General features: G+C 70.3%; 17 protein-coding genes. 9 read left to right on the forward strand and 8 right to left on the reverse strand.

Annotation, left to right across the window (positions count from 1 at the left end; translation table 11 throughout):
• Positions 1-558: 558 nt before the first annotated feature.
• The 3 genes from ACFWW9_RS34085 to ACFWW9_RS34095 are packed head-to-tail and all read right to left on the reverse strand — an operon-like array spanning position 559 to position 3,159.
• Positions 559-1,311, reverse strand: coding sequence for an alpha/beta hydrolase (locus tag ACFWW9_RS34085; protein ID WP_390386275.1), 753 nt, complete (start codon positions 1,309-1,311; stop codon positions 559-561).
• Positions 1,312-1,363: 52 nt separating this feature from the next.
• On the reverse strand, positions 1,364-2,017 hold the full coding sequence (locus ACFWW9_RS34090) for a response regulator (protein ID WP_390386276.1): 654 nt from the start codon (positions 2,015-2,017) through the stop codon (positions 1,364-1,366).
• A complete protein-coding gene (locus ACFWW9_RS34095; RefSeq protein ID WP_390386277.1) occupies positions 2,014-3,159 on the reverse strand; it encodes a sensor histidine kinase in 1,146 nt (381 codons plus the stop codon). Before ACFWW9_RS34095 ends, ACFWW9_RS34090 begins: the two co-directional genes overlap by 4 nt.
• Positions 3,160-3,336: 177 nt before the next feature.
• On the opposite strand from ACFWW9_RS34095, the gene ACFWW9_RS34100 reads away from it, so the two are divergent.
• Together ACFWW9_RS34100 and ACFWW9_RS34105 are read left to right on the forward strand one after the other, a co-directional pair.
• On the forward strand, positions 3,337-3,837 hold the full coding sequence (locus tag ACFWW9_RS34100) for a hypothetical protein (protein ID WP_259627076.1): 501 nt from the start codon (positions 3,337-3,339) through the stop codon (positions 3,835-3,837).
• Between the two features lie 213 nt (positions 3,838-4,050).
• Complete coding sequence (locus ACFWW9_RS34105) at positions 4,051-5,619, forward strand: cellulose binding domain-containing protein (RefSeq protein WP_390386279.1); 1,569 nt, start codon at positions 4,051-4,053, stop codon at positions 5,617-5,619.
• Between the two features lie 54 nt (positions 5,620-5,673).
• On the opposite strand, the gene ACFWW9_RS34110 is transcribed toward ACFWW9_RS34105, so the two are convergent.
• A complete protein-coding gene (locus ACFWW9_RS34110) occupies positions 5,674-6,750 on the reverse strand; it encodes a homoserine O-acetyltransferase (protein WP_390386281.1) in 1,077 nt (358 codons plus the stop codon).
• Positions 6,747-8,048, reverse strand: coding sequence for a bifunctional o-acetylhomoserine/o-acetylserine sulfhydrylase (locus tag ACFWW9_RS34115; RefSeq protein ID WP_390386282.1), 1,302 nt, complete (start codon positions 8,046-8,048; stop codon positions 6,747-6,749). Before ACFWW9_RS34115 ends, ACFWW9_RS34110 begins: the two co-directional genes overlap by 4 nt.
• 193 nt (positions 8,049-8,241) lie before the next feature.
• On the opposite strand from ACFWW9_RS34115, the gene ACFWW9_RS34120 reads away from it, so the two are divergent.
• Positions 8,242-9,279, forward strand: coding sequence for a Gfo/Idh/MocA family oxidoreductase (locus tag ACFWW9_RS34120; RefSeq protein WP_390386283.1), 1,038 nt, complete (start codon positions 8,242-8,244; stop codon positions 9,277-9,279).
• Between the two features lie 724 nt (positions 9,280-10,003).
• Here the strand turns inward: ACFWW9_RS34120 and ACFWW9_RS34125 are convergent.
• Complete coding sequence (locus ACFWW9_RS34125; RefSeq protein WP_390386284.1) at positions 10,004-10,702, reverse strand: NUDIX domain-containing protein; 699 nt, start codon at positions 10,700-10,702, stop codon at positions 10,004-10,006.
• 83 nt (positions 10,703-10,785) lie between these two features.
• Here ACFWW9_RS34125 and ACFWW9_RS34130 point away from each other — a divergent pair, with 83 nt between their 5' ends.
• Genes ACFWW9_RS34130 through rdmE form a run of 3 tightly spaced genes read left to right on the forward strand, consistent with a single transcriptional unit; the run spans position 10,786 to position 14,173 of the window.
• Positions 10,786-11,748, forward strand: a complete 963-nt coding sequence (locus ACFWW9_RS34130) for an SPFH domain-containing protein (RefSeq protein WP_390386285.1) — start codon at positions 10,786-10,788, stop codon at positions 11,746-11,748.
• Positions 11,745-12,614 (forward strand): hypothetical protein, encoded by an 870-nt coding sequence (locus tag ACFWW9_RS34135; protein ID WP_390386287.1) that lies wholly within the window; start codon positions 11,745-11,747, stop codon positions 12,612-12,614. The genes ACFWW9_RS34130 and ACFWW9_RS34135 overlap by 4 nt, the downstream gene beginning before the upstream one ends.
• 26 nt (positions 12,615-12,640) lie before the next feature.
• Positions 12,641-14,173, forward strand: coding sequence for an aklavinone 12-hydroxylase RdmE (gene rdmE, locus ACFWW9_RS34140; protein WP_390386288.1), 1,533 nt, complete (start codon positions 12,641-12,643; stop codon positions 14,171-14,173).
• On the opposite strand, the gene ACFWW9_RS34145 is transcribed toward rdmE, so the two are convergent.
• Positions 14,133-15,428 (reverse strand): MFS transporter, encoded by a 1,296-nt coding sequence (locus ACFWW9_RS34145; RefSeq protein ID WP_390386289.1) that lies wholly within the window; start codon positions 15,426-15,428, stop codon positions 14,133-14,135. The genes rdmE and ACFWW9_RS34145 overlap by 41 nt on opposite strands.
• Positions 15,429-15,582: 154 nt before the next feature.
• Here ACFWW9_RS34145 and ACFWW9_RS34150 point away from each other — a divergent pair, with 154 nt between their 5' ends.
• The 3 genes from ACFWW9_RS34150 (at position 15,583) to ACFWW9_RS34160 (ending at position 18,502) form a co-directional block, all read left to right on the forward strand.
• A complete protein-coding gene (locus ACFWW9_RS34150; RefSeq protein WP_390386291.1) occupies positions 15,583-15,963 on the forward strand; it encodes an SSI family serine proteinase inhibitor in 381 nt (126 codons plus the stop codon).
• A gap of 125 nt (positions 15,964-16,088) precedes the next feature.
• A complete protein-coding gene (locus tag ACFWW9_RS34155) occupies positions 16,089-17,957 on the forward strand; it encodes an ABC1 kinase family protein (RefSeq protein WP_390386307.1) in 1,869 nt (622 codons plus the stop codon).
• A gap of 56 nt (positions 17,958-18,013) precedes the next feature.
• The gene (locus ACFWW9_RS34160) at positions 18,014-18,502 is read left to right on the forward strand and encodes a glutathione peroxidase (protein ID WP_390386292.1); all 489 of its coding nucleotides are present in this window, start codon (positions 18,014-18,016) and stop codon (positions 18,500-18,502) included.
• Between the two features lie 33 nt (positions 18,503-18,535).
• Here the strand turns inward: ACFWW9_RS34160 and galE are convergent, their stop codons facing one another.
• Positions 18,536-19,489, reverse strand: a complete 954-nt coding sequence (gene galE, locus ACFWW9_RS34165) for a UDP-glucose 4-epimerase GalE (RefSeq protein WP_390386294.1) — start codon at positions 19,487-19,489, stop codon at positions 18,536-18,538.
• Positions 19,490-19,520: the final 31 nt, after the last annotated feature.

The raw sequence follows: 19,520 nt of genomic DNA on the forward strand, positions 1-19,520 counted from the left end.
GCCTTGACAAACTTTGAAAAGCATCGAAATAATTTGCGCGATTGGGGTGGAGTCGGTTCTCGGTGACACCGCTTCCAACGAGCCCGTCGGAGATACAAGGCCTACCTCACCCCGCTCGCGCAATTATTTCAACACTCGTTTTGTCTTGTCAAGGCGGGAAAGATGCCTTGACAAGACAAAACGAGTGCGAAGGCGCTCCGGATCGGGGTGCAGGGAGGGGACTGCTCGGGCGATGGTCCAGTCGGGCGGTCCCGCTTGAAACTCAGACCCGCCGGCAGGCACGGGGTCAAGTCCAAAGCCAGGCCAGCAGGTCAAGAGGCCAGGCCGAAGACGCGCCAGTCCCGAGAGTCCAGCACCAGCCCGAGACTTAAGACCTTTGCTCACCAGGAGGCAGCTCTCGGCAAGAAGGCTGCACCCCAGCCTCCCCAGGAGGAGGTTTCCGGCGAAGCACCCTCCCCCCGATCCCCGCCCCAGCCACCCCAGCGACCGCCAACCAATACCCCGCCAACACCACAGCCCTCATCACAACCTCCACCCACCCACCCCACTCACGCTTCTTCATCGCAAATCCCCCACCACAACCCGCACGATCTCCCCCAACACAACCCCACCCACCCGGTAGTACTCGTCGTGCTTCCCATCCCCACCGTCAAGCACTCGCGCCCCGAACGAGGGATCCACCGGATCACCCCCGTGCCCCATGTCCCCGACCCGCACCTTCGGCACCCACCGGGTCCAGTCCGACGACGACCGTGCCGCCCACACCCGCGCCGAAGTCCCCAACTCCCCCACGGAATCCACCCTCACCCCAGGACTCCCGGTGAACACGATGTCCGCAACCCCAGGCATCCCACCCGCCCCAACCGCACACACAACCGTCCCGTAGCTGTGACACAGCAACGAAACATGCACAGCAGGCAACCCCCGCACGAACTCCGTCAACGCCGCCGCCCCCGCCCGCGCCAATCCCCCGGTGGCCGCGTCGATCCCCAACCCCTCCGGCGTGTCATAACCAAGCCACGCCACCACAGCCACCCCAGGCCCAGCTTCGTCGTACACAGCACGAGCCATCGCCATCACAGAAGAAAACCGCCGAACGTCCACATCGGACCCAGGCACCACCACAGCCACGTGCCGAGCCCGCTCCACATCCCCAAGCGCGACCACCAGCCGCCCCCGCCCAGCCGGATCAAAACTCAGCACCCGCGCATCGCCGGCCAACACGGGCAGGGTCTGGCGAACCGACCCCCACGACGACACCGGCGACACGAACACCAGCAACCCGACGAGGAACGCGATCTTCTTGACCATGCCCCGAAAACTAGGGAGACGACCCCCACCCGATCGTCACCCCGAGGACCCACTACCCCGGTACTACAAGCCCGTTCTCGTAAGCGGCGATCACGGCTTGGGCCCGGTCCCGCAGGCCGAGTTTCATCAGCACCCGGCTCACGTGCGTCTTCACCGTCTGCTCGGCCAGGAACAGGTGCCCCGCGATCTCGACGTTCGACAAGCCTTGGGCGATCAACCGGAGCACCTCGGTCTCCCGCTCCGTCAACACCTCCAGCCCACGGGGCCGAACCCCTTGACCGGGCTGGGACTTCACGAAGTCCTCGATCAGCCGCTTGGTGATCGAAGGCGCCAACAGAGCGTCTCCACGAGCGACAACGCGCACAGCGTCCAACAACTCACGAGCGGGCGCGTGCTTCAGCAGGAACCCGCTGGCCCCGGCCCTCAAGGCCTCGTACACGTAGTCGTCCAGGTCGAACGTGGTCAACACCAGCACCTTCACCGGATGCGGATCGGCCACCAACAACCGAGTCGCGGCCAACCCGTCCATCTCGGGCATCCGGATGTCCATCAACACGACATCCGGCACCAACCGGCGCACCTCGGCGACAGCCGCGACCCCATCCCCAGCCGACCCGACGACCTCGATGTCCTCCTGGGCGCCCAGGAGCGCGGAGAAGCCCTCGCGCACCATCTCCTGGTCGTCGACCACGAGCACCCTGATCACTCGGCCCCCAAGGGAATCCGTGCCAGCACCTCGAAACCGCCGTCCTCGGTCGGCCCGGCGGTCACCGAGCCGCCGTGCACGGCGACGCGTTCCCGCATTCCCGCCAGGCCGTGTCCGCCACCGCCGCCGAGGGAAGCGCCGCCACGAGTATTGCGCACGAGGACTTCCAGGGACCCGTCCGCCAAGCGGAGGACGACGAACGTGCTGCTGCCGGGCGCGTGCCTGGTGGCGTTGGTCAGCGCCTCCTGCACGATCCGGTACGCCGTCAGGCCGACGGCCACCGGCAGGTCGGGCAGGTCGGGCACCTCGACGGCCGCCGACGCCCTGGCGGCCAACGCCGGGATCTCGGCGATGCCGGGTTGCGGGGCCTTGTCGGCCTGCTGGTCGGCGCTGCGCAGCACGCCCAGCAGGCGTTGCATGTCGGTGATGGCCTCGCGGGCGGCCTCGCCCAGCTCGGCGAACTCCCGGACGCCCGCCTCGGGCAGGTCGGCGATGCGGTAGGGCGCGGTCTCGCAGCGGACCACCACCATCGACATGTGGTGCGCCACGACGTCGTGCATCTCGCGGGCGATGCGGGCCCGTTCGACGAGCGCGCCCTTCTCCGCCCGCTCGCGTTCGATCTCCTGCTCCGCGCGGCCCCGCGCGCCGAACGTGTAGCCGAGCACCAGGACCAGGGCCATCACGATCGCGGACTCCGGGTAGAAGCTGACGGCCTTGAGCGCCCCGGCGAAGCCGAGCGACGCCAGGGTGACGACGCCGACCGTGGTCACGACGGACCGCGAGTAGTGCAGGCTGACGCCGATCAGGACCGGCAGGTAGAAGCACCACTGCCAGCCGGAGAACAGCGGGTCGGACGTGCCGTGGGCCAGCAGGTCGACGAAGAGGCCGAGGGTCGCGAGCCGCCACGCCGCCAGCGGGGACCGCAGCATCAGCGCGTACGTGCCGACGATCGCGGCGAAGTACACCGGCCAGACGCCGTCCGGGTCGTAGGCCGTCACGTAGTCGACGCTCGCGACGATGGCGATCACAGCGGAGTACACCAGCACCGCGGCCTCGCCGAGGCGCTGGAAGCGGCCGAGGACGGTCCCGAGTACCGGCGTGCGGTCGCGCAAGGCCGCGACCTGGAGCAAGGAGCGGATCACCAGGCGATGCTAGGTCCGGGGAGGCGGCCCGGTCGTGGCGCTGAGGAGTGACATACCCCGGTATCACCCCGTGCGGAGCACGACAAGGCATTGCGGCACCCGATCACCAACCGGTAGGCAGTGGGACAGAGGACGGGCGATCCCGCGCCGCCGGCTCACGTGTTGAAAGATGGTGGAATGACCTCGCAGCATGATCCGGATCGCTGGTCGCGGCTGACGGCCGTGGCGGGCGAGGCCTTGGCCGCGGCCAAGGTCGGGGAGGACGCTGTCGCGGTCGACCTGGTCACCGGGTACCTCAGCGGTTCGCCCGAGGGCAACGAGGAGATCAGGGAACTCGTGCTGCTGCTGTTCTCCGAGTGCAGCGGCATGGTCGCGGCACTCGGCTCCGGCGGCGCGACACCGGTGAAGATGCAGGTCTTCGACGAGGACGGCCAGGAAGTGCCGATCGACGACGCCGACCCGCCCGTGCGGACCGCGATCCGGACGCTGCTCGCCGAGGTGCACGGCGACGAGGAGGCGGCCGCCGAGCAGATCGAGATCGCGTTGACGAACGGCGCTCCGCAGGAGCTGGCGACGGTCGTGCTCCAGGCGTTGCGCTGGACCGTGAAGCTCGCCGCGGAGTGCCAGACGCGCGACCTCGAGGTGCCGGACTGGATCACCACCTCGCTGGAGGAGTGACAACGGCTGTTCGCCGTGACGCGAACACGACGGCTTCTCCCTTTCGCCCGAAACCGTTCCGGTCGTGCGCGGGTTTCCTCCCGCATGACCGGTTCACACTCTTGACACGCGCTCTGGTCCAGACCATTGTGAGTCTCTGACCAGCAACGACGCTCCCGGCGTCGATGGTGGGTCACCTCCGCACACCCCTGCACCTCCCATTCAGGAGGAACCATGAGACTCCGCCTCGGCGCGCTGCTCTGCCTCAGCGCGCTGGCACTGACGTCCGTGACGACACCGTCCGCCTCGGCGGCCGCGGGCGTCACCGCGACCTTCACCAAGACCGGCGACTGGGGCACGGGCTTCGAAGCCCGGTTCACCGTCGCGAACAACGGCTCGAGCGCCCTCTCGTCGTGGCGCATCGAGTTCGACATGCCGTCCGGCAGTGCCGTCACCAGCTTCTGGGACGCGGACATCACCCGCTCCGGCGACCACTACACGGCCGTCAACAAGAACTGGAACGGCGCCGTCCCGGTCGGCGGCTCGACGGGCTTCGGCCTGCTGGGCACCGGCCCCGGCTCCCCGGTCAACTGCACCGTCAACGGCGGCTCCTGCTCCGGTGGTGGCAACCCCGGCGACACGACCCCGCCGAGCGCCCCCACGGGCCTGTCCTCCACCGGCTCCACGTCGTCCTCGGTGTCGCTGACCTGGAACGCCTCCAGCGACAACGTCGGCGTCACCGGCTACGACGTGTACCGCGACGGCACGGTCGCCACCACCTCCACCGGCACGTCCGCGACCGTCGGCGGCCTCTCCCCCAGCACGGCCTACAGCTTCACGGTCAAGGCGCGTGACGCGGCGGGCAACACCTCCGGCGCGAGCAACCAGGTCTCCGCCACCACCCAGCCCGGCGGCGGCGATCCCGGCAACGGCTCCAAGACCGCGGCGCCGTACCTGTACATGGGCTGGGGCAACCCGCCCAGCCCGCGCACGGTCATGAACGCCACGGGCGTGAAGTGGTTCACGATGGCGTTCATCCTGTCCTCCGGCGGCTGCAACCCGGCGTGGGACGGCAGCCGACCGCTGGCCGGTGGCGCGGACGCCGCCGCCATCGCCGAGATCCGCGCCAACGGCGGCGACATCGTCCCGTCGTTCGGCGGCTGGAGCGGCAACAAGCTCGGCCCGAACTGCTCGACCCCCGAAGCGCTCGCGGGCGCGTACCAGCAGGTCATCAGCGCCTACGGGCTGAAGGCGATCGACATCGACATCGAGAACTCCGACGAGTTCGAGAACGAGACCGTCCAGGACCGCATCCTGGGCGCGTTGAAGATCGTCAAGCGGAACAACCCCGGCATCCAGACGATCGTCACGTTCGGCACCACGACCAGCGGTCCGAACTACTACGGCGGTCGGCTGATCGACCGGGCGAAGGCGCTGGACGCCGGGATCGACGTGTTCACGATCATGCCGTTCGACTTCGGCAGCGGGAACATCCAGACCGACACGATCAACGCGGCCACGGGCCTGAAGAACAAGCTCAAGACCACGTTCGGCTGGTCCGACCCGGTCGCCTTCGGCCACGTCGGCATCTCCGGCATGAACGGCCTGTCCGACCAGCAGGAGCTGACCAGCACGGCGGCGTGGACCGCGATCCGCGACTGGTCGAAGGCCAACGGCCTCGGCAGGCTCGCGTTCTGGTCCGTCAACCGCGACCGCGGCTGCGCGGGCGGCGGCGTCCAGTCGGCGTGCAGCGGGATCGCCCAGCCGGACTGGGAGTTCTCCCGGATCACGGCAGGCTTCTAGACCTTCACGGGACGCTCCCGACAGCGTCGCGGTGAAGACCGGGTGCCCTCCGACTCACACGTCGGAGGGCACCCTGGCAGGCAGGAGTTCCCGCACGAGCGCGCCGACCTGGTCGGACTCGATGAGGAACGCGTCGTGCCCGTACTCCGACGTCACGACCCGCAGGTCGTCGGCGGTGGTGATGCCCGAGGCGAGTTCCGCCTGCTGCGCCAACGGGAACAGCCGGTCGGTGTCGACGCCCGCGACGATCGTGCGGGCGGTCACCCGGCGCAGCGCGGCCCGCACCCCGCCGCGGTCGCGGCCCACGTCGTGGCTGTTCATCGACTCGGTGAGGACGATGTAGCTGTCCGGGTCGAACCGGCGGACCAGCTTGTCCGCGTGGTGGTCCAAATAGGACTCGACGGCGAACCGCCCGTCCCCCTGGGGTTTCCGCCCGAACCTGGTGGCCAGCTCGGCCTCGGTGCGGTAGCTGATGTGCGCGATCCGCCGCGCGATCCCCAAGCCCAGCACCGGATCCGCGCGCACGGCGTGGACCTGCGCCGACGCGAGCGCGATCTGCTCCGCCGACGAGGCGGCGGGCACCGCGAGCAGCAGCAGCGACCGCAGCCGGTCCGGGTGCCCGACGGCCCACTCGACCGCCCGCATCCCGCCCATCGACCCGCCCAGCACGGCGGCCCACGCGTCGATGCCGAGCGCGTCGGTCAACGCCACCTCGGCTGCGACCTGGTCGCGCGCGGTGACCAGCGGGAACCGGCTGCCCCACGGCTGCCCGTCCGGCGCGGCGGACAGCGGGCCGGTGCTGCCCTGGCACCCGCCGAGCACGTTCGGGGCGACCACGAACCAGTGCGCGGGGTCGAGCGGCTTGCCGGGCCCGATCAGGGCGTCCCACCAACCGGGGGTCGGGTGGCCGGGCTCCACGACCCCGGACACGTGGCTGTCCCCGGTGAGCGCGTGCAGGACCAGGACCGCGTTCGAGCGGTCCTGGTTCAGGGTTCCCCACGTCTCGTAGGCCAGCCGCACCTCCGGCAGCCCCGCGAGGCCGCCGTCGTGCGCGTACCAGAGCCTGCGCCCGTTGGGGTCACCCTCGCGCCACCCGCCGGTGGCGCGAGGGGTCTGGCCGGGAGTCGTCACAGAGCGGACTTCGCCGCGCGGAACCCCGCTTCCAGGTCGGCCTTGAGGTCCTCGAGGCCCTCGATGCCGACCGACAGCCGCACCAGTCCGGGCGTCACGCCCGTGGTGACCTGCTCGTCGGGGGTGAGCTGGCTGTGCGTGGTGCTGGCCGGGTGCACGATCAGGCTGCGCACGTCGCCGATGTTCGCGAGCTGGCTGAACAGCTCGGTCCCGTCCACGAACGCCCGCCCGGCCTCGACGCCGCCGCGCAGCTCGAACGACACGATCGCGCCCGCGCCCTTCGGCAGGTACTTGCGGGCGTTCTCGTACCAGGGGCTGGAGGGCAGGCCCGCGTAGTGCACCTTCTCCACCTCGTCGCGCTGCTCCAGCCACTCGGCCAGCGCCTGCGCGTTCGCGACGTGCTTGTCGATGCGCAGCGACAGGGTCTCGATGCCCTGGATGATCAGGAAGCTGTTGAGCGGCGCGATGGCCGCGCCCGTGTCGCGCAGCAGCTGCACACGCAGCTTCGCGGCGAACGACCCGTGGCCCAGCGCGGGCCAGTACTGGAGGCCGTTGTAGCTCGGGTCGGGCTCGTTGAAGTCCGGGAACCGGTCCGTGCCGAAGTCGAACGTGCCGCCGTCGACCACGACACCGGCGATCGTCGTCCCGTGCCCGCCGAGGTACTTGGTCGCCGAGTGCACCACGATGTCCGCGCCGTGCTCGATCGGCCGCACCAGGTAGGGCGTCGGCACGGTGTTGTCGACCACCAGCGGCACCCCGACCTCGTGCGCGACCTCGGCGACGGCCGTGATGTCGAGGACGTGCGCGCGCGGGTTCGCCAGCGTCTCCGCGAAGAACAGCTTGGTGTTCGGCCGGGAAGCCGCCCGCCACGCCTCCAGGTCGTCGGGGTCGTCCACGAACGTGACCTCGATGCCGAGCTTGGGCAGCGTGTAGTGGAACAGGTTGTACGTGCCGCCGTAGAGCGAGGCGCTCGACACGAAATGGTCACCCGACCGGGCGAGGTTCAGGATGGCGGCGGTCACGGCCGCGGAGCCCGACGCGAACGCCACGGCGGCCACCCCGCCCTCGAGCGCGGCGACCCGCTGCTCCAGCACGTCCTGCGTCGGGTTGTTGATGCGCGTGTAGATGTTGCCCGCCTCGGCGAGGCTGAACAGCGCGGCGCCGTGCGCGGTGTCGCGGAAGACGTACGACGTGGTCTGGTAGATCGGCGTGGCGCGCGCGCCGGTGGCCGGATCGGGCGCCGCTCCGGCGTGGACCTGCTTGGTTTCGAAGGACCAGGCGGAAGTGTCTGCGGACATGGCTGTCTCCTGGGGAATTCGGATGCGTACGCGACGAGTCGGGGCGGGTCAGGCGTCCGGACAGGCCATGGCGGTGACGCGCACGTGGTCCACGTGCCGCCTTGTCACCAGCGGGTTCATGTCAGCGACGTTAGCTCCGGGTGCACATCCCGCAACAGCACGTCCACTTGATGGGACACCTATCGTGTCGTCCATGCGCACCGCACTGATCGGCTACGGACTGGGTGGCTCGGCATTCCACGCGCCATTCGTGAGCACCACTCGGGGAATGACCTTGAGCGCCGTCGTCACGGGAAACCCCGACCGCGCGGCGGAGGTCAAGAAGCGCTATCCCGACACCGAGGTGCTCCCCGACGTGGAAGCGGTGTGGGCGGGCGACTACGACCTCGCCGTGATCACGACCCCGAACCGCTTCCACAACACCCACGCCCGCGCGGCACTGGAACACGACCTCAACGTCGTGGTCGACAAACCGTTCAGCGGCACAGCAGCGGAAGCAACCGACCTGGTGGCACTGGCAGACGCACGGGGCAAGGTCCTGGTCCCGTTCCACAACCGCCGCTGGGACGGCGACTTCCGCACCGCACAACGCCTGATCCACGAGGGCGACCTGGGAGACGTCCACCGCTTCGAATCCCGCTTCGAACGCTGGCGCCCGGAACTGAAGGACGGCTGGAAGGAATCAGGCGACCCGGCAGACCTGGGCAGCATCATCTACGACCTCGGCACCCACCTGATCGACCAGGCGATCGCCCTCTTCGGCCGCCCGAAATCCGTATACGCGGAGATCAAAGCCCTGCGAGGAGGAGCGGACGACGACGCGTACCTCTCCCTCACACACGAGAACGGCACCCACTCCCACCTGTGGGCAGGCGCGTTGGTGGCAGACCTCGGACCGCGTTTCCGAGTGCTGGGCAGCAAAGCGGCCTACGTGAAGTGGGGCATGGACCCCCAGGAAGAACTGCTGAAAGCAGGCGCGACCCCAGGAGGCAAAGGCTGGGGCGAAGAGACGGAAAACGCTTGGGGCGTCCTACGAGCAGGCGAGAAGACAACACAGGTGAAGACGGAAGCCGGGGCATACCAGGACTTCTACGCGGGCGTAGCGAACGCCATCAGCAAGGGAACACCACCACCGGTAAACCCCTGGGACGCGGTAGCAGGCCTGGAAGTCATCGAAGCGGCGGCACAGTCAGCAAAAACCGGCCAGGTAACAACCCTGCCCCAGCACTGAATGGCAACCACAAGCAGGCGCCGGGGCAACGAAGTGGCCCACCACCCAGGCACAGGGTCGGTGGCGACCACGCTGGGACTGGCAGGCACAGGCCACGGAACGTGGCCGATTTGACATGGGGATTTCGGCCTTAAAATTGTGGTCGGGCGGGACTCTCTTTGGACCGCCTTTTGAGCCCGACAAAGGCCGAAATGAGGGGTCCCCATGTCAAATCGGCCACAGCACGCTGGAAATCGCAGCCACTAGCCGACTGAGCTGGAACCGGCAGCCGCTGACCCAACCACTCCGGAACCGCCGGCCACCAGCCCGACCACAACGGAACCAGCGCCCGCCCGGCGACCACGCTAGAAGCCAAGCCCCGGAACCAGCCGCAACCACCGCCGCCGAAAGCCCCAGGACACGCTCCGCAGGGGTCCCCGATCGAGCGAAACCCCCCAATACACAAGGTACAAGCCACCACCGACAAAAACGGGACCACCCGATCAGGCAACCCCTGACGACGCCCGGCACCCGACACCCGACGCCCGGCACGCGACACCCGAGGCCCGACACCGGAGGCCCTGCACCCGACACCCGACACCCGAGGCTCGGCACCCGGCACCCGGCACCCGGCACCCGGCACCCGGCACCCGGCACCCGACGCACGAGACCCGAGGCACGAGACCCGAGGCCCTGCACCCGAGGCCCTGCACCGACGTCCGAGGCCCAACACCCAGCACCCCCCTCACCCACCCGCCCGAGCCCCCACCACCCCACTCCGCGGCATAGGCGGGTACAACGCCACCGCCGCCCCCCTCCGATACAACTGCGCCGGCCTCCCCCCATCCCGCGTAGTACTCCCCCCAGTGGCCACCAGGAACTCCCCAGCCCCAGTCACCTTCCGATGAAAGTTCCGGGGATCCAACTCCTTCCCCCACACCACCTCGTACACCCTCCTCAACTCCGCCACCGTGAACTCCGCCCCGCAGAACGCCGTCCCCAACGACGTGTACTCCAACTTCGCCCGAGCCCTCTCCACCCCATCCCCCAAGATCACCGCGTGGTCGAACGCCAACTCGGCGACCTCCTCCACCGGCACCCACGAAGCGAACGCCGCATCCGTCCCCGCAGACGGCACAGGCAGATCCGGGGCCAAAGCCAGGTACGCCACCGTCACCACCCGCTGCCGAGGATCCCGCCCCGGAGCCCCGTAACTCCTCAACTGTTCCAAGTGGACAGTCCCCACCGCCAACCCGGTCTCCTCCTCCAACTCCCGCGCCGCAGCCGCGTCCAGGTCCTCCGAAGGCAGCACGAACCCACCGGGCAACGCCCACCGCCCCAAGTACGGCGACTCACCCCTCTTCACCAACAACACGCACAACCGATCCGCTCGGATCGTCAAAACCACCAGGTCAGCAGTCACAGCGAACACCGGATACCCCATAACCCCAGCATATCGTCAACTTGACGACAACACCTCCCGGAGCATATCGTCACCCCGACGATAACCCCAGAGGAGGACTCACCATGGCCGACATCACCGGCTACCCCGGCCTGCGCCACCTGCGCGGCACCCCGACCGTCCACATCCGCCACGTCAAGCACGGCAAGGTCGTCCACGACGGCACCGGGCTGTCGTTCTGGTTCCGGCCCCGCAGCGCGGTCCTCTCGGAAGTCCCGGTGGACGACCGGGAACTCCCGATGCTGTTCCACGCGCGCACAGCGGACTTCCAGGACGTCACCGTCCAGATGACCCTCACCTACCGCGTCACCGACCCGACCCTCGCCGCGGAACGGGTCGACTTCTCCATCGCGCCGGAGAACGGCGCGTGGCGCGGCGACCCCCTCGCCCAGATCGCGGGCCTGCTCACCGAGAGCGCCCAGCAGCACGCCCTCGGCGTCCTGGCCAGGTCCCCGCTGGCGACGGCGCTGGTCGACGGCGTGGAGGCGGTCCGCGCCCAGGTCCACACCGGTCTCGGGAGCGACGGCCGCTCGGCGCAGACCGGCATCACCGTCGTGGACGTCCGCGTCGTGGCCATCCGTCCCGAACCGGAGATGGAGAAGGCCCTCCGCACGACCGCCCGCGAGCAGGTCCAGCAGGAGGCCGACCGGGCCACCTACGAGCGCCGCGCGAGGGCCGTGGAACGGGAGCGGGCCATCGGCGAGAACGAACTCCAGAACCAGATCGAGCTGGCCAAGCGCGAGGAGCAGCTGGTCGTCCAGCGCGGCACGAACGCCAAGCGCCAGGCCGAGGACGCCGCCGCGGCGGCCGCGATCGAGACCGAGGCGAAGGCCAACACCCTCCGCGAACTCGGCGAGGCGCGGGCGGCGGCCGAGGCGGCGCACCTGGCGGCCTACCGCGACATCCCGGCCGCCGTCCTCCAGGGCTTGGCGCTCAAGGAGTTCGCGGGCCACCTCCCGAAGATCGACAACCTGGTGATCACGCCGGACATGCTGGCCCCGCTGCTGGCGAAGCTGAGCGCGAAGTGACCCTCTCCCCGCGGATCGTCGTGGTCCACCGCCGCACCGAACTGGCCGACCTCCTGGCCAGGCACGGCACCCGCGGCCAGGTCGACTTCTTCCTGCACTCGCGCGGCCGGTCGCTCGACGAGGTGACCGAGCGGGACGCCGCCGACCAGGCCGCGCTCACGGCGGTGTCCGCCGCCATCCCCCTCGACTGGCGGCGCGGCTCGGTCGAGCGCGACGACCTCGCGCGCTTCCTGTTCGCCCCCGAGGACGTCGTGGTCGTCGTGGGCCAGGACGGGCTGGTCGCGAACGTCGCCAAGTACCTGTCCGGCCAGCCGGTGATCGGCGTCAACCCCGCCCCCGGCGGGGTGCTGGCCCGTCACGCGCCCGCCGCGGCCGCCCGGCTGCTGCACGCCGTCGCGACCGGGTCGGCGACCCACGAGGCGCGGACGATGGTCGAGGCCGTCTCCGACGACGGCCAACGCCTGCTGGCGCTGAACGAGGTCTACGTCGGCCACCCCGGCCACCAGACCGCGCGCTACCGGATCGCCGACGCGGAGCGGCAGGCGTCCTCCGGCGTCCTGGTGGGCACGGGCACCGGCGCGACCGGGTGGTGCGGGTCGGCCTGGCGGGAACGCCGCAGCACGTTGGCCCTCCCCACCCCGACCGAGCGCCGACTGGCGTGGTTCGTCCGCGAGGCCTGGTCGTCGCCGAGCACCGGCGTGGAGCGCACGGAGGGCTCGATCACCGACGAACCGCTGGTCGTCGACGTGGAGTCGGACGGCCTGGTGGTCTTCGGCGACGGCATCGAGCAGGACCGCGTCCAGCTCGGGTGGGGCCAGCGCCTGGAGGTGCGCCTGGCCGCCACCCAGCTGAATCTTGTCAACTGAATCTCTTCGTGGCTAAGATACTTTTCATGGGAGACAAAAATGTTCAGGTTCTTGTGGTCGGGGCTGGTCTCGGCGGTCTGTCCGCCACGCTCTTCCTGGCCCAGCGGGGTATCGACGTGCTCGGCATCTCCAAGCACGCGGGCACGGCCGTGCACCCCAAGGCGACGGGGCAGACCCCCAGGACGATGGAGCTGATGAGACGGGCGGGCGTCGAGGACGCCGTGCTCGCGGGCAGCGCGGGCCCGATGGTCATCAAGGTGGCGGAGAGCCTGAAGGGGCAGGTGTTCACCACGATCCTGCCGGAGGACGAGGCACCGGACTTCGCCTCGCTCTCGCCCGCGCCGTTCGGCATGGCGTCGCAGGACCACGTGGAACCGGTCCTGCTCGCCCGAGCCCGTGAACTCGGGGCGGAGGTCGTGTTCCAGACCGAGCTGGTGTCCTTCACCCAGGACGAGGACGGCGTGACCGCGCGCCTGCTCGACCTCCCGACCGGCCGGTTGAGCACCGTCCACGCGGACTACTTGGTCGCCGCCGACGGCCACCGCGGCAAGGTCCGCGGCGAACTGGGCATCGACCGGCACGGCCACGGCACCCTCGCCAGCCACATCGGCATCATCTTCGACGCCGACCTCACGGGGCACACCATCCCCGGCCGCAGCACCCTGTACTACCTGCGGAACCAGGCGTTCACCGGCGCGTTCGTCTCGCTCACGACCGCGCGCAGGCACGTCCTGACGATCGAGAGCCCGCCGGAGCGCGGCGAGTCCGTCGCCGACTACGACGACGCCCGGTGCGCCGAGCTGATCCGCCTGGCGACCGACGCCCCCGACCTGGAGCCGAAGGTCCTCGACGTCACCCGGTGGGAGATGGCCGCGTGGATGGCCGACCGGTTCGCCGACGGGCGGGTGTTCCTGATCGGCGACGCCGCCAAGGTGACCCCGCCGACCGGCGGCCTCGGCGGCAACACCGCCGTCCAGGACGGCTACGACATCGCCTGGAAGCTGGCCGCCGTGCTGACCGGCGAGGCCGGGCCGAAGCTGCTGGACAGCTACGAGGCGGAACGGCGGCCGTACGCGCAGGCCGTCGTCGACAGCTCCTACACCAACTACGTGGAGCGGTTCGCCCCGCAGTTGCGGGGCCCCGACGTGCCGGAGCCGATCGACTACCTGGAACTGGGGTTCGGTTTCCGCTGCCGGTCCGAGGCGGTCGTGCTGGAGGACGACGACGACTCGATGGAGAACCCGTTCTCCCCCAGCGGTCGCGCCGGTTACCGCGCCCCGCACGTGGTCGTGGAGCACGACGGCGAAGAGGTGTCCACAGTGGACCTGTTCGGCCGGGGGTGGGTGCTGCTCACCCTCGACCCGGCGTGGAACGACTGCGGCGTCGAGGTTCCGGCCCTCACCGACCCCGGCGGACAGCTCGCGGCCAAGTACGGGATCGGCGACCGCGGCGCGAGCCTCGTCCGGCCGGACGGCGTGATCGCCTGGCGCAGCACGGATCTCGTGCTCGACCCCGCGGCTACGGTTCGGCGGGTGCTGGACTCGGTTCTCGGGCGCTGATCGTCTCGCCGATGGCCACGAGGCACAGCGCGCTCACCACCGCGCCGCCCACGAGGTAGAGCGACACCGGCCAGCTCGCGTGGTTCGCGGTGACACCGAGCAGGGCGGCGGCGATCACCGGGGACAGCCCGCCGCCCAGCACCGCGCCGAGCTGGTAGCTCAACGACACGCCGCTGTAGCGGATCTTCGGGCCGAACAGCTCCGCGTAGTACGCGGGCATCGGCCCGAAGATCGCCGCCGACCCGGTGAAGGCGATCACCATCGCCACCACGACCAGCGCGGGCTGGCGGGTCTCCAGCAGCCAGAACAGCGGGAACGCGAACACGCCGATGAACGCGGCCCCGCCGAGCATCACCGGCAGCCTGCCGATCCGGTCCGACAGCCGGGCGAACACCAGGATCGCCAAGGCCTGCGCGAACGAGCCGATCAGCGTCGCGTTGAGGATCACCGACCTCGTCATGCCGAGCTGCTTCGTCCCGTACGACGCGGCGAACGTGGCCAGGATGAAGATGAACATGTTGAAGCCGAAGTTCACGCCCGCGCCCAGCAGCACCCGCCGCCAGTGGTCCCGCAGCACGACCGCCACCGGCAGCTTCACCGTCCCGCCCGCGGCGCGGGTCTCCCGGAAGACCGGGCTCTCCTGCACCGACAGCCGCACGTACAGCCCGACGCCGACCAGCACCAGGCTGAACAGGAACGGCAGCCGCCAGCCCCAGTCCAGGAAGTCCGCGCCCGTGGTGGACACCGACAGCGACATCGCCGCGCTCGCCAGCAGCAGGCCCAGCGGCGAGCCGAGGAACGTCCAGCTGCCGTACCAGCCCGTCCGCCCCGGTGGGGCGTGCTCGACGGTCATCAGCGTCGCCCCGCCCTGCTCACCGCCCAGGAAGAAGCCCTGGACCAGGCGCAGGAGCAGCAGCAGGACCGGCGCGGCGATCCCGATGCTCGCGTAGGTCGGCAGGACGCCGATCAGGGCCGTGCACACGCCCGTCACGGTCAACGTCAGCACGAGCATCGCGCGGCGGCCGATCCGGTCGCCGAAGTGGCCGATCACCACCCCGCCCAACGGTCGCGCCAGGAACCCCGCGCCGAACGTGGCCAGCGACAGCAGCGTCCCGATCCGCGGGTCGAAGGTCGGGAAGAACAGCTTGTCGAAGACCAGCGCGGACGCCGTGCCGTAGAGCAGGAAGTCGTACAGCTCGACGGCGTTGCCCGCCGAACTCGCGAACGCGACGCGACGCACCCCGGAAGTCCCCATCGCACCAGGGTGCTCAGTCGATCATGGTCTGGCCATCCCCCGCCGGACGGAAGTCGCGCTGATCCGGTTGGTCAACCGTCACCGAGACCACTCGATCCGGTGTTACCGCCCGGTTGGTTCGCCGTCCGGCGCACCGGGACGCCACTGTGGTCGCATGGCCCTCTTCCCGTTCCTCGCGGTCTTCGCCGCGGCCCTCCCCCTCTCCATCGCTCCCCCGCCCGGCGCGGAGCTCGTCCCCGCCTCCACGATCGTGCTGACCACGTCCACGGCGGACGCGGGCGTGCGGGCGGTGGACCTGCACTGCGAGCCCTCCGGCGGCTCGCACCCGAGGGCGCGGGAGGCGTGCGAGGACCTGCTCCTGTCCGACGGCGACGTGCAGGCCGTGCGGGACTCGGATTCGCTGTGCACGCTGGAGTACCGGCCGGTGCACGTGACCGCGATCGGCAGTTGGCGGGGCGAGGAGCGGACCTTCGACCACGTGTACGCGAACGCCTGCGCGATGCGGGTGGACACGGGCTCGGTCTTCCAGTTCTGACGCGGTCCCCGGCGTTCTCAGGTCGTGCCGGCTAGGGTCGGCCCGAGACCTCGGGGGGACTTGTGGACGACTTCCTGCTGTACACGATCGGCGTGCCCGTCACGTACCTGTTGCTGGTGCTGGGGATGGCGCTGGCCGCGCGGCGCATCCTCGGGCTGCGCGTGGGGCTGCTCCGCACGGCGGTCGCCTCCCTGCTGTCGCTGACGTTCACCGGCAGCCTGTTCGCGCCGCTGGCGAGCATCGAGGGCGCGAACACGGCGTACGCGACCGTCCTGTTCGGCGTGACGCTGCTGTTCCTGATCGGGATGCTGGCGCTGGCCGAGGTGATCGTGCCGACCGGCTCGATCCCGCCGCCGGTGGACTGGTTCCGGGCCGTGCGGGGCCGGATCGCCCGCACCCGCCGGTACTCGCGGATCACCGCCATCGCCGTGCGGCACGGGCTCGGGCCGTCCCTGCGCGGGCGGGAGCGCACGGACACCGGGCTGGCGAGGTCGGTGCGGCTCGCGCTGGAGGACGGCGGCGTGACGTTCGTGAAGCTCGGCCAGGTGTTGTCGACCCGGCCGGACCTGCTGCCGCCGGAGTTCATCGACGAGCTGACCACGTTGCAGGACAACGTTCCCGCCGCTCCGTGGGAGCAGGTGCGGGCGGTGCTGGTCGAGGAACTGGGGCAGGCGCCCGAGGAGGTGTTCGCCGAGTTCGACGAGACGCCGCTGGCGGCCGCGTCGATCGCGCAGGTGCACCTGGCCCGGCTGAAGTCCGGCGGCGAGGTCGTGGTGAAGGTGCAGCGGCCGGGCGTGCGGAAGGTCGCCGAGGGCGACCTGGACATCGTGGCGCGGCTGGCGAGGACGTTGCAGGAGCGCACGCGGTGGGGCCGGGCGATGGGCGTGCTCGACCTGGCGACCGGCTTCGCCGCCGCGCTGCGGGAGGAACTGGACTTCCGGGTCGAGGCGCGGAACCTGGCCGCGGTCGCCGCCGCGTCCGACGGCCACGACATCGGGCTGCCGACCGTGCACGAGGAGCTGTGCACGGCCAGGGTCCTGGTGATGGACCGGCTGTCCGGCGTGCCCCTGCGGTCGGCCGGGCCGCTGCTGGACGAGCGGGGCGCGGACCGCGGCGAACTGGCGCGCACGCTGCTGACGTCCCTGCTGCGGCAGGTGATGCTGGACGGGGTGTTCCACGCCGACCCGCATCCGGGCAACGTCATGCTGCTGACCGACGGCCGCTTGGGGCTGCTGGACTTCGGGTCGGTCGGCCGGATCGACGCGCAGCTGCGGGCCGCGCTGCAACGGCTGCTGCTGTCCTTCGACCGCGGCGACCCCGCGGGGCTGTGCGACGCGCTGCTGGACCTCGTGAGCAGGCCGGACGAGATCGACGCCCAACGCCTGGAGCGAGCGCTGGGCCAGTTCACGGCCCGCCACCTGAGCGCGGGCACGCGGCCGGACGTGGAGATGTTCGGCGACCTGTTCCGGCTCGTCTACCGGTACGGGCTGAGCATCCCGCCGGAGATCGCCGCGGTGTTCCGCGCCCTCGCGACGCTGGAGGGCACGCTCGGTGCCCTCGCTCCCGGCTTCAACATCGTGGTCGAGTCGCGGGCCTTCGCCACCGCCCGGATCGGCGAACGCCTGACGCCGGAGTCGTTGCGCGGCGCGGTGGTGGAGGAGCTGCACTCGCTGCTGCCGATGCTGCGCCGCCTGCCCCGGCGGGCGGACCGCATCACCAGCGCGCTGGAGCAGGGGCGGCTGGGGATGAACGTCCGGCTGTTCGCCGACGACCGCGACCGGCGGTTCGTCACGGGCCTGCTGCACCAGGTGATGCTCACCGGACTGGGCGCGACGGCCGGGATCATGGCCGTGCTGCTGATCGGCACGACCGGCGGCCCGCAGGTCGTGCCGGGCGTCGACCTGCACCACCTGTTCGGCTACAACCTGCTGGTCATCAGCGTGCTGCTGGGGCTGCGCGTGGTCGTGACGATCTTCCGGCCGCGCGGGGCGTGAGGGGGCCGCCGAGACGTAGGGTGGACGGTAGACGGGTCCACTCGAAAGGCGACGACTTGAGCATCTACGACATTCCGGTCACCACGATCTCCGGCGAGCCGACCACGTTGGAACCGCTGCGCGGCAAGGCCGTCCTCGTGGTGAACGTGGCGTCCAAGTGCGGCTCGACCCCGCAGTACACGGCGCTGGAGCAGCTCCAGAAGCAGTACGGCGACCAGGGCTTCTCCGTGGTCGGCTTCCCGTGCAACCAGTTCATGGGCCAGGAGCCGGGCACGTCGGAGGAGATCGCGACGTTCTGCTCCACCACCTACGGCGTGACGTTCCCGCTGTTCGAGAAGGTCGAGGTGAACGGCGAGCACCGGCACCCGGTCTACGCCGAGCTGACCAAGGCCGCCGACGCCGACGGCAACGCCGGTGACGTCGGCTGGAACTTCGAGAAGTTCCTGATCAACCCCGACGGCGAGGTCGTGGCGCGGTTCCGCACGCCGGTCCAGCCCGACGACGAGCGGGTCGTGAAGGCCATCGAGGCCGTCCTCCCCGCGTGACGCGGTGGGGAGCCCCGGTCGCGGGGCTCCCCGTCACGGACGCGAGCGGTGGAACTCCCAGGCGTCCGCGATGATGTCCTTCAGGTCCGGCTTCGCCTGCCGCCACCCGAGTTCGGTGCGCGCCTTCTCGGCGGACGCCACGCTCGTGACCGCGTCGCCCTCGCGGCGGGGCGCGGTGCGGGTCGGCACCGGGTGCCCGGTCACCTCGCGCACCGCCTCGACGACCTCCAGGTTCGAGAAACCCCGGCCGTTGCCCAGGTTGTAGACCTTGTGCTTGCCCGGCTCGGCCGCCTCCAGCGCGAGGACGTGCGCCGACGCCAGGTCCTCGATGTGGATGTAGTCGCGCACCGGCGTGCCGTCCGGCGTCGGGTAGTCGTCACCGAACAGCAGGAACTCGTCCCGCTTGCCCGCGGCCACGTCCAGCACCATCGGGATCAGGTGCGTCTCCGGCGTGTGCCGCTCGCCGAGGTGCCCGCTCGCGCCCGCCGCGTTGAAGTACCGCAGCGACACCGCGCCGAGCCCGGACGCCTGGCACTCCCACGGCAGCATCATGTCCACAATGGACTTGCTCGCGGCGTAGGGGTTCTGCGGGTCGACCACGGCGTCCTCGGCCAGCGGCTCCAGGCCGTTCGCCGCGTACATCGACCCGGTCGAGGAGAAGATCAGCCGCTTGACGTCGTTGGCGCGCATCGAGTCCAGCAGCGTCATCGTGCCGCGCACGTTCACGTCGAAGTACAGCTCGGGCTTGCGCACCGACTCGCCGACGGAGATCTTGGCCGCGAAGTGCAGCACCGCGTCGAACGACGAGTCGACCACCTGCGAGGCCGCGCTGAGCGGCAGCTCGTGCAGCACCGCGCCCTCCGGCACGTTGTCCACGAAGCCCGTCGACAGGTCGTCCAGCACCTCGACCTCGTGCCCGGCGGCCACCAGCGCCGCGACCGTCGCGCTGCCGATGTACCCGGCGCCGCCCGTGACCAGCAGCTTCATCCAAGACTCCCCGCGTAGTGGTCCCCGACTC

The sequence above is a fragment of the Umezawaea sp. NPDC059074 genome (assembly GCF_042738955.1).
GTDB lineage: Bacteria > Actinomycetota > Actinomycetes > Mycobacteriales > Pseudonocardiaceae > Umezawaea.

Coding starts and splice junctions, on each gene's coding strand:
- ACFWW9_RS34145 (WP_390386289.1), bottom strand. CDS start 15,428: ATGGGGACTTCCGGGGTGCGTCGCGTCGCGTTCGCGAGTTCGGCGGGC.
- galE (WP_390386294.1), bottom strand. CDS start 19,489: ATGAAGCTGCTGGTCACGGGCGGCGCCGGGTACATCGGCAGCGCGACG.
- ACFWW9_RS34150 (WP_390386291.1), top strand. CDS start 15,583: ATGGCCCTCTTCCCGTTCCTCGCGGTCTTCGCCGCGGCCCTCCCCCTC.
- ACFWW9_RS34155 (WP_390386307.1), top strand. CDS start 16,089: ATGGCGCTGGCCGCGCGGCGCATCCTCGGGCTGCGCGTGGGGCTGCTC.
- ACFWW9_RS34105 (WP_390386279.1), top strand. CDS start 4,051: ATGAGACTCCGCCTCGGCGCGCTGCTCTGCCTCAGCGCGCTGGCACTG.
- ACFWW9_RS34115 (WP_390386282.1), bottom strand. CDS start 8,048: ATGTCCGCAGACACTTCCGCCTGGTCCTTCGAAACCAAGCAGGTCCAC.
- rdmE (WP_390386288.1), top strand. CDS start 12,641: ATGGGAGACAAAAATGTTCAGGTTCTTGTGGTCGGGGCTGGTCTCGGC.
- ACFWW9_RS34130 (WP_390386285.1), top strand. CDS start 10,786: ATGGCCGACATCACCGGCTACCCCGGCCTGCGCCACCTGCGCGGCACC.
- ACFWW9_RS34100 (WP_259627076.1), top strand. CDS start 3,337: ATGACCTCGCAGCATGATCCGGATCGCTGGTCGCGGCTGACGGCCGTG.
- ACFWW9_RS34125 (WP_390386284.1), bottom strand. CDS start 10,702: ATGGGGTATCCGGTGTTCGCTGTGACTGCTGACCTGGTGGTTTTGACG.
- ACFWW9_RS34085 (WP_390386275.1), bottom strand. CDS start 1,311: ATGGTCAAGAAGATCGCGTTCCTCGTCGGGTTGCTGGTGTTCGTGTCG.
- ACFWW9_RS34120 (WP_390386283.1), top strand. CDS start 8,242: ATGCGCACCGCACTGATCGGCTACGGACTGGGTGGCTCGGCATTCCAC.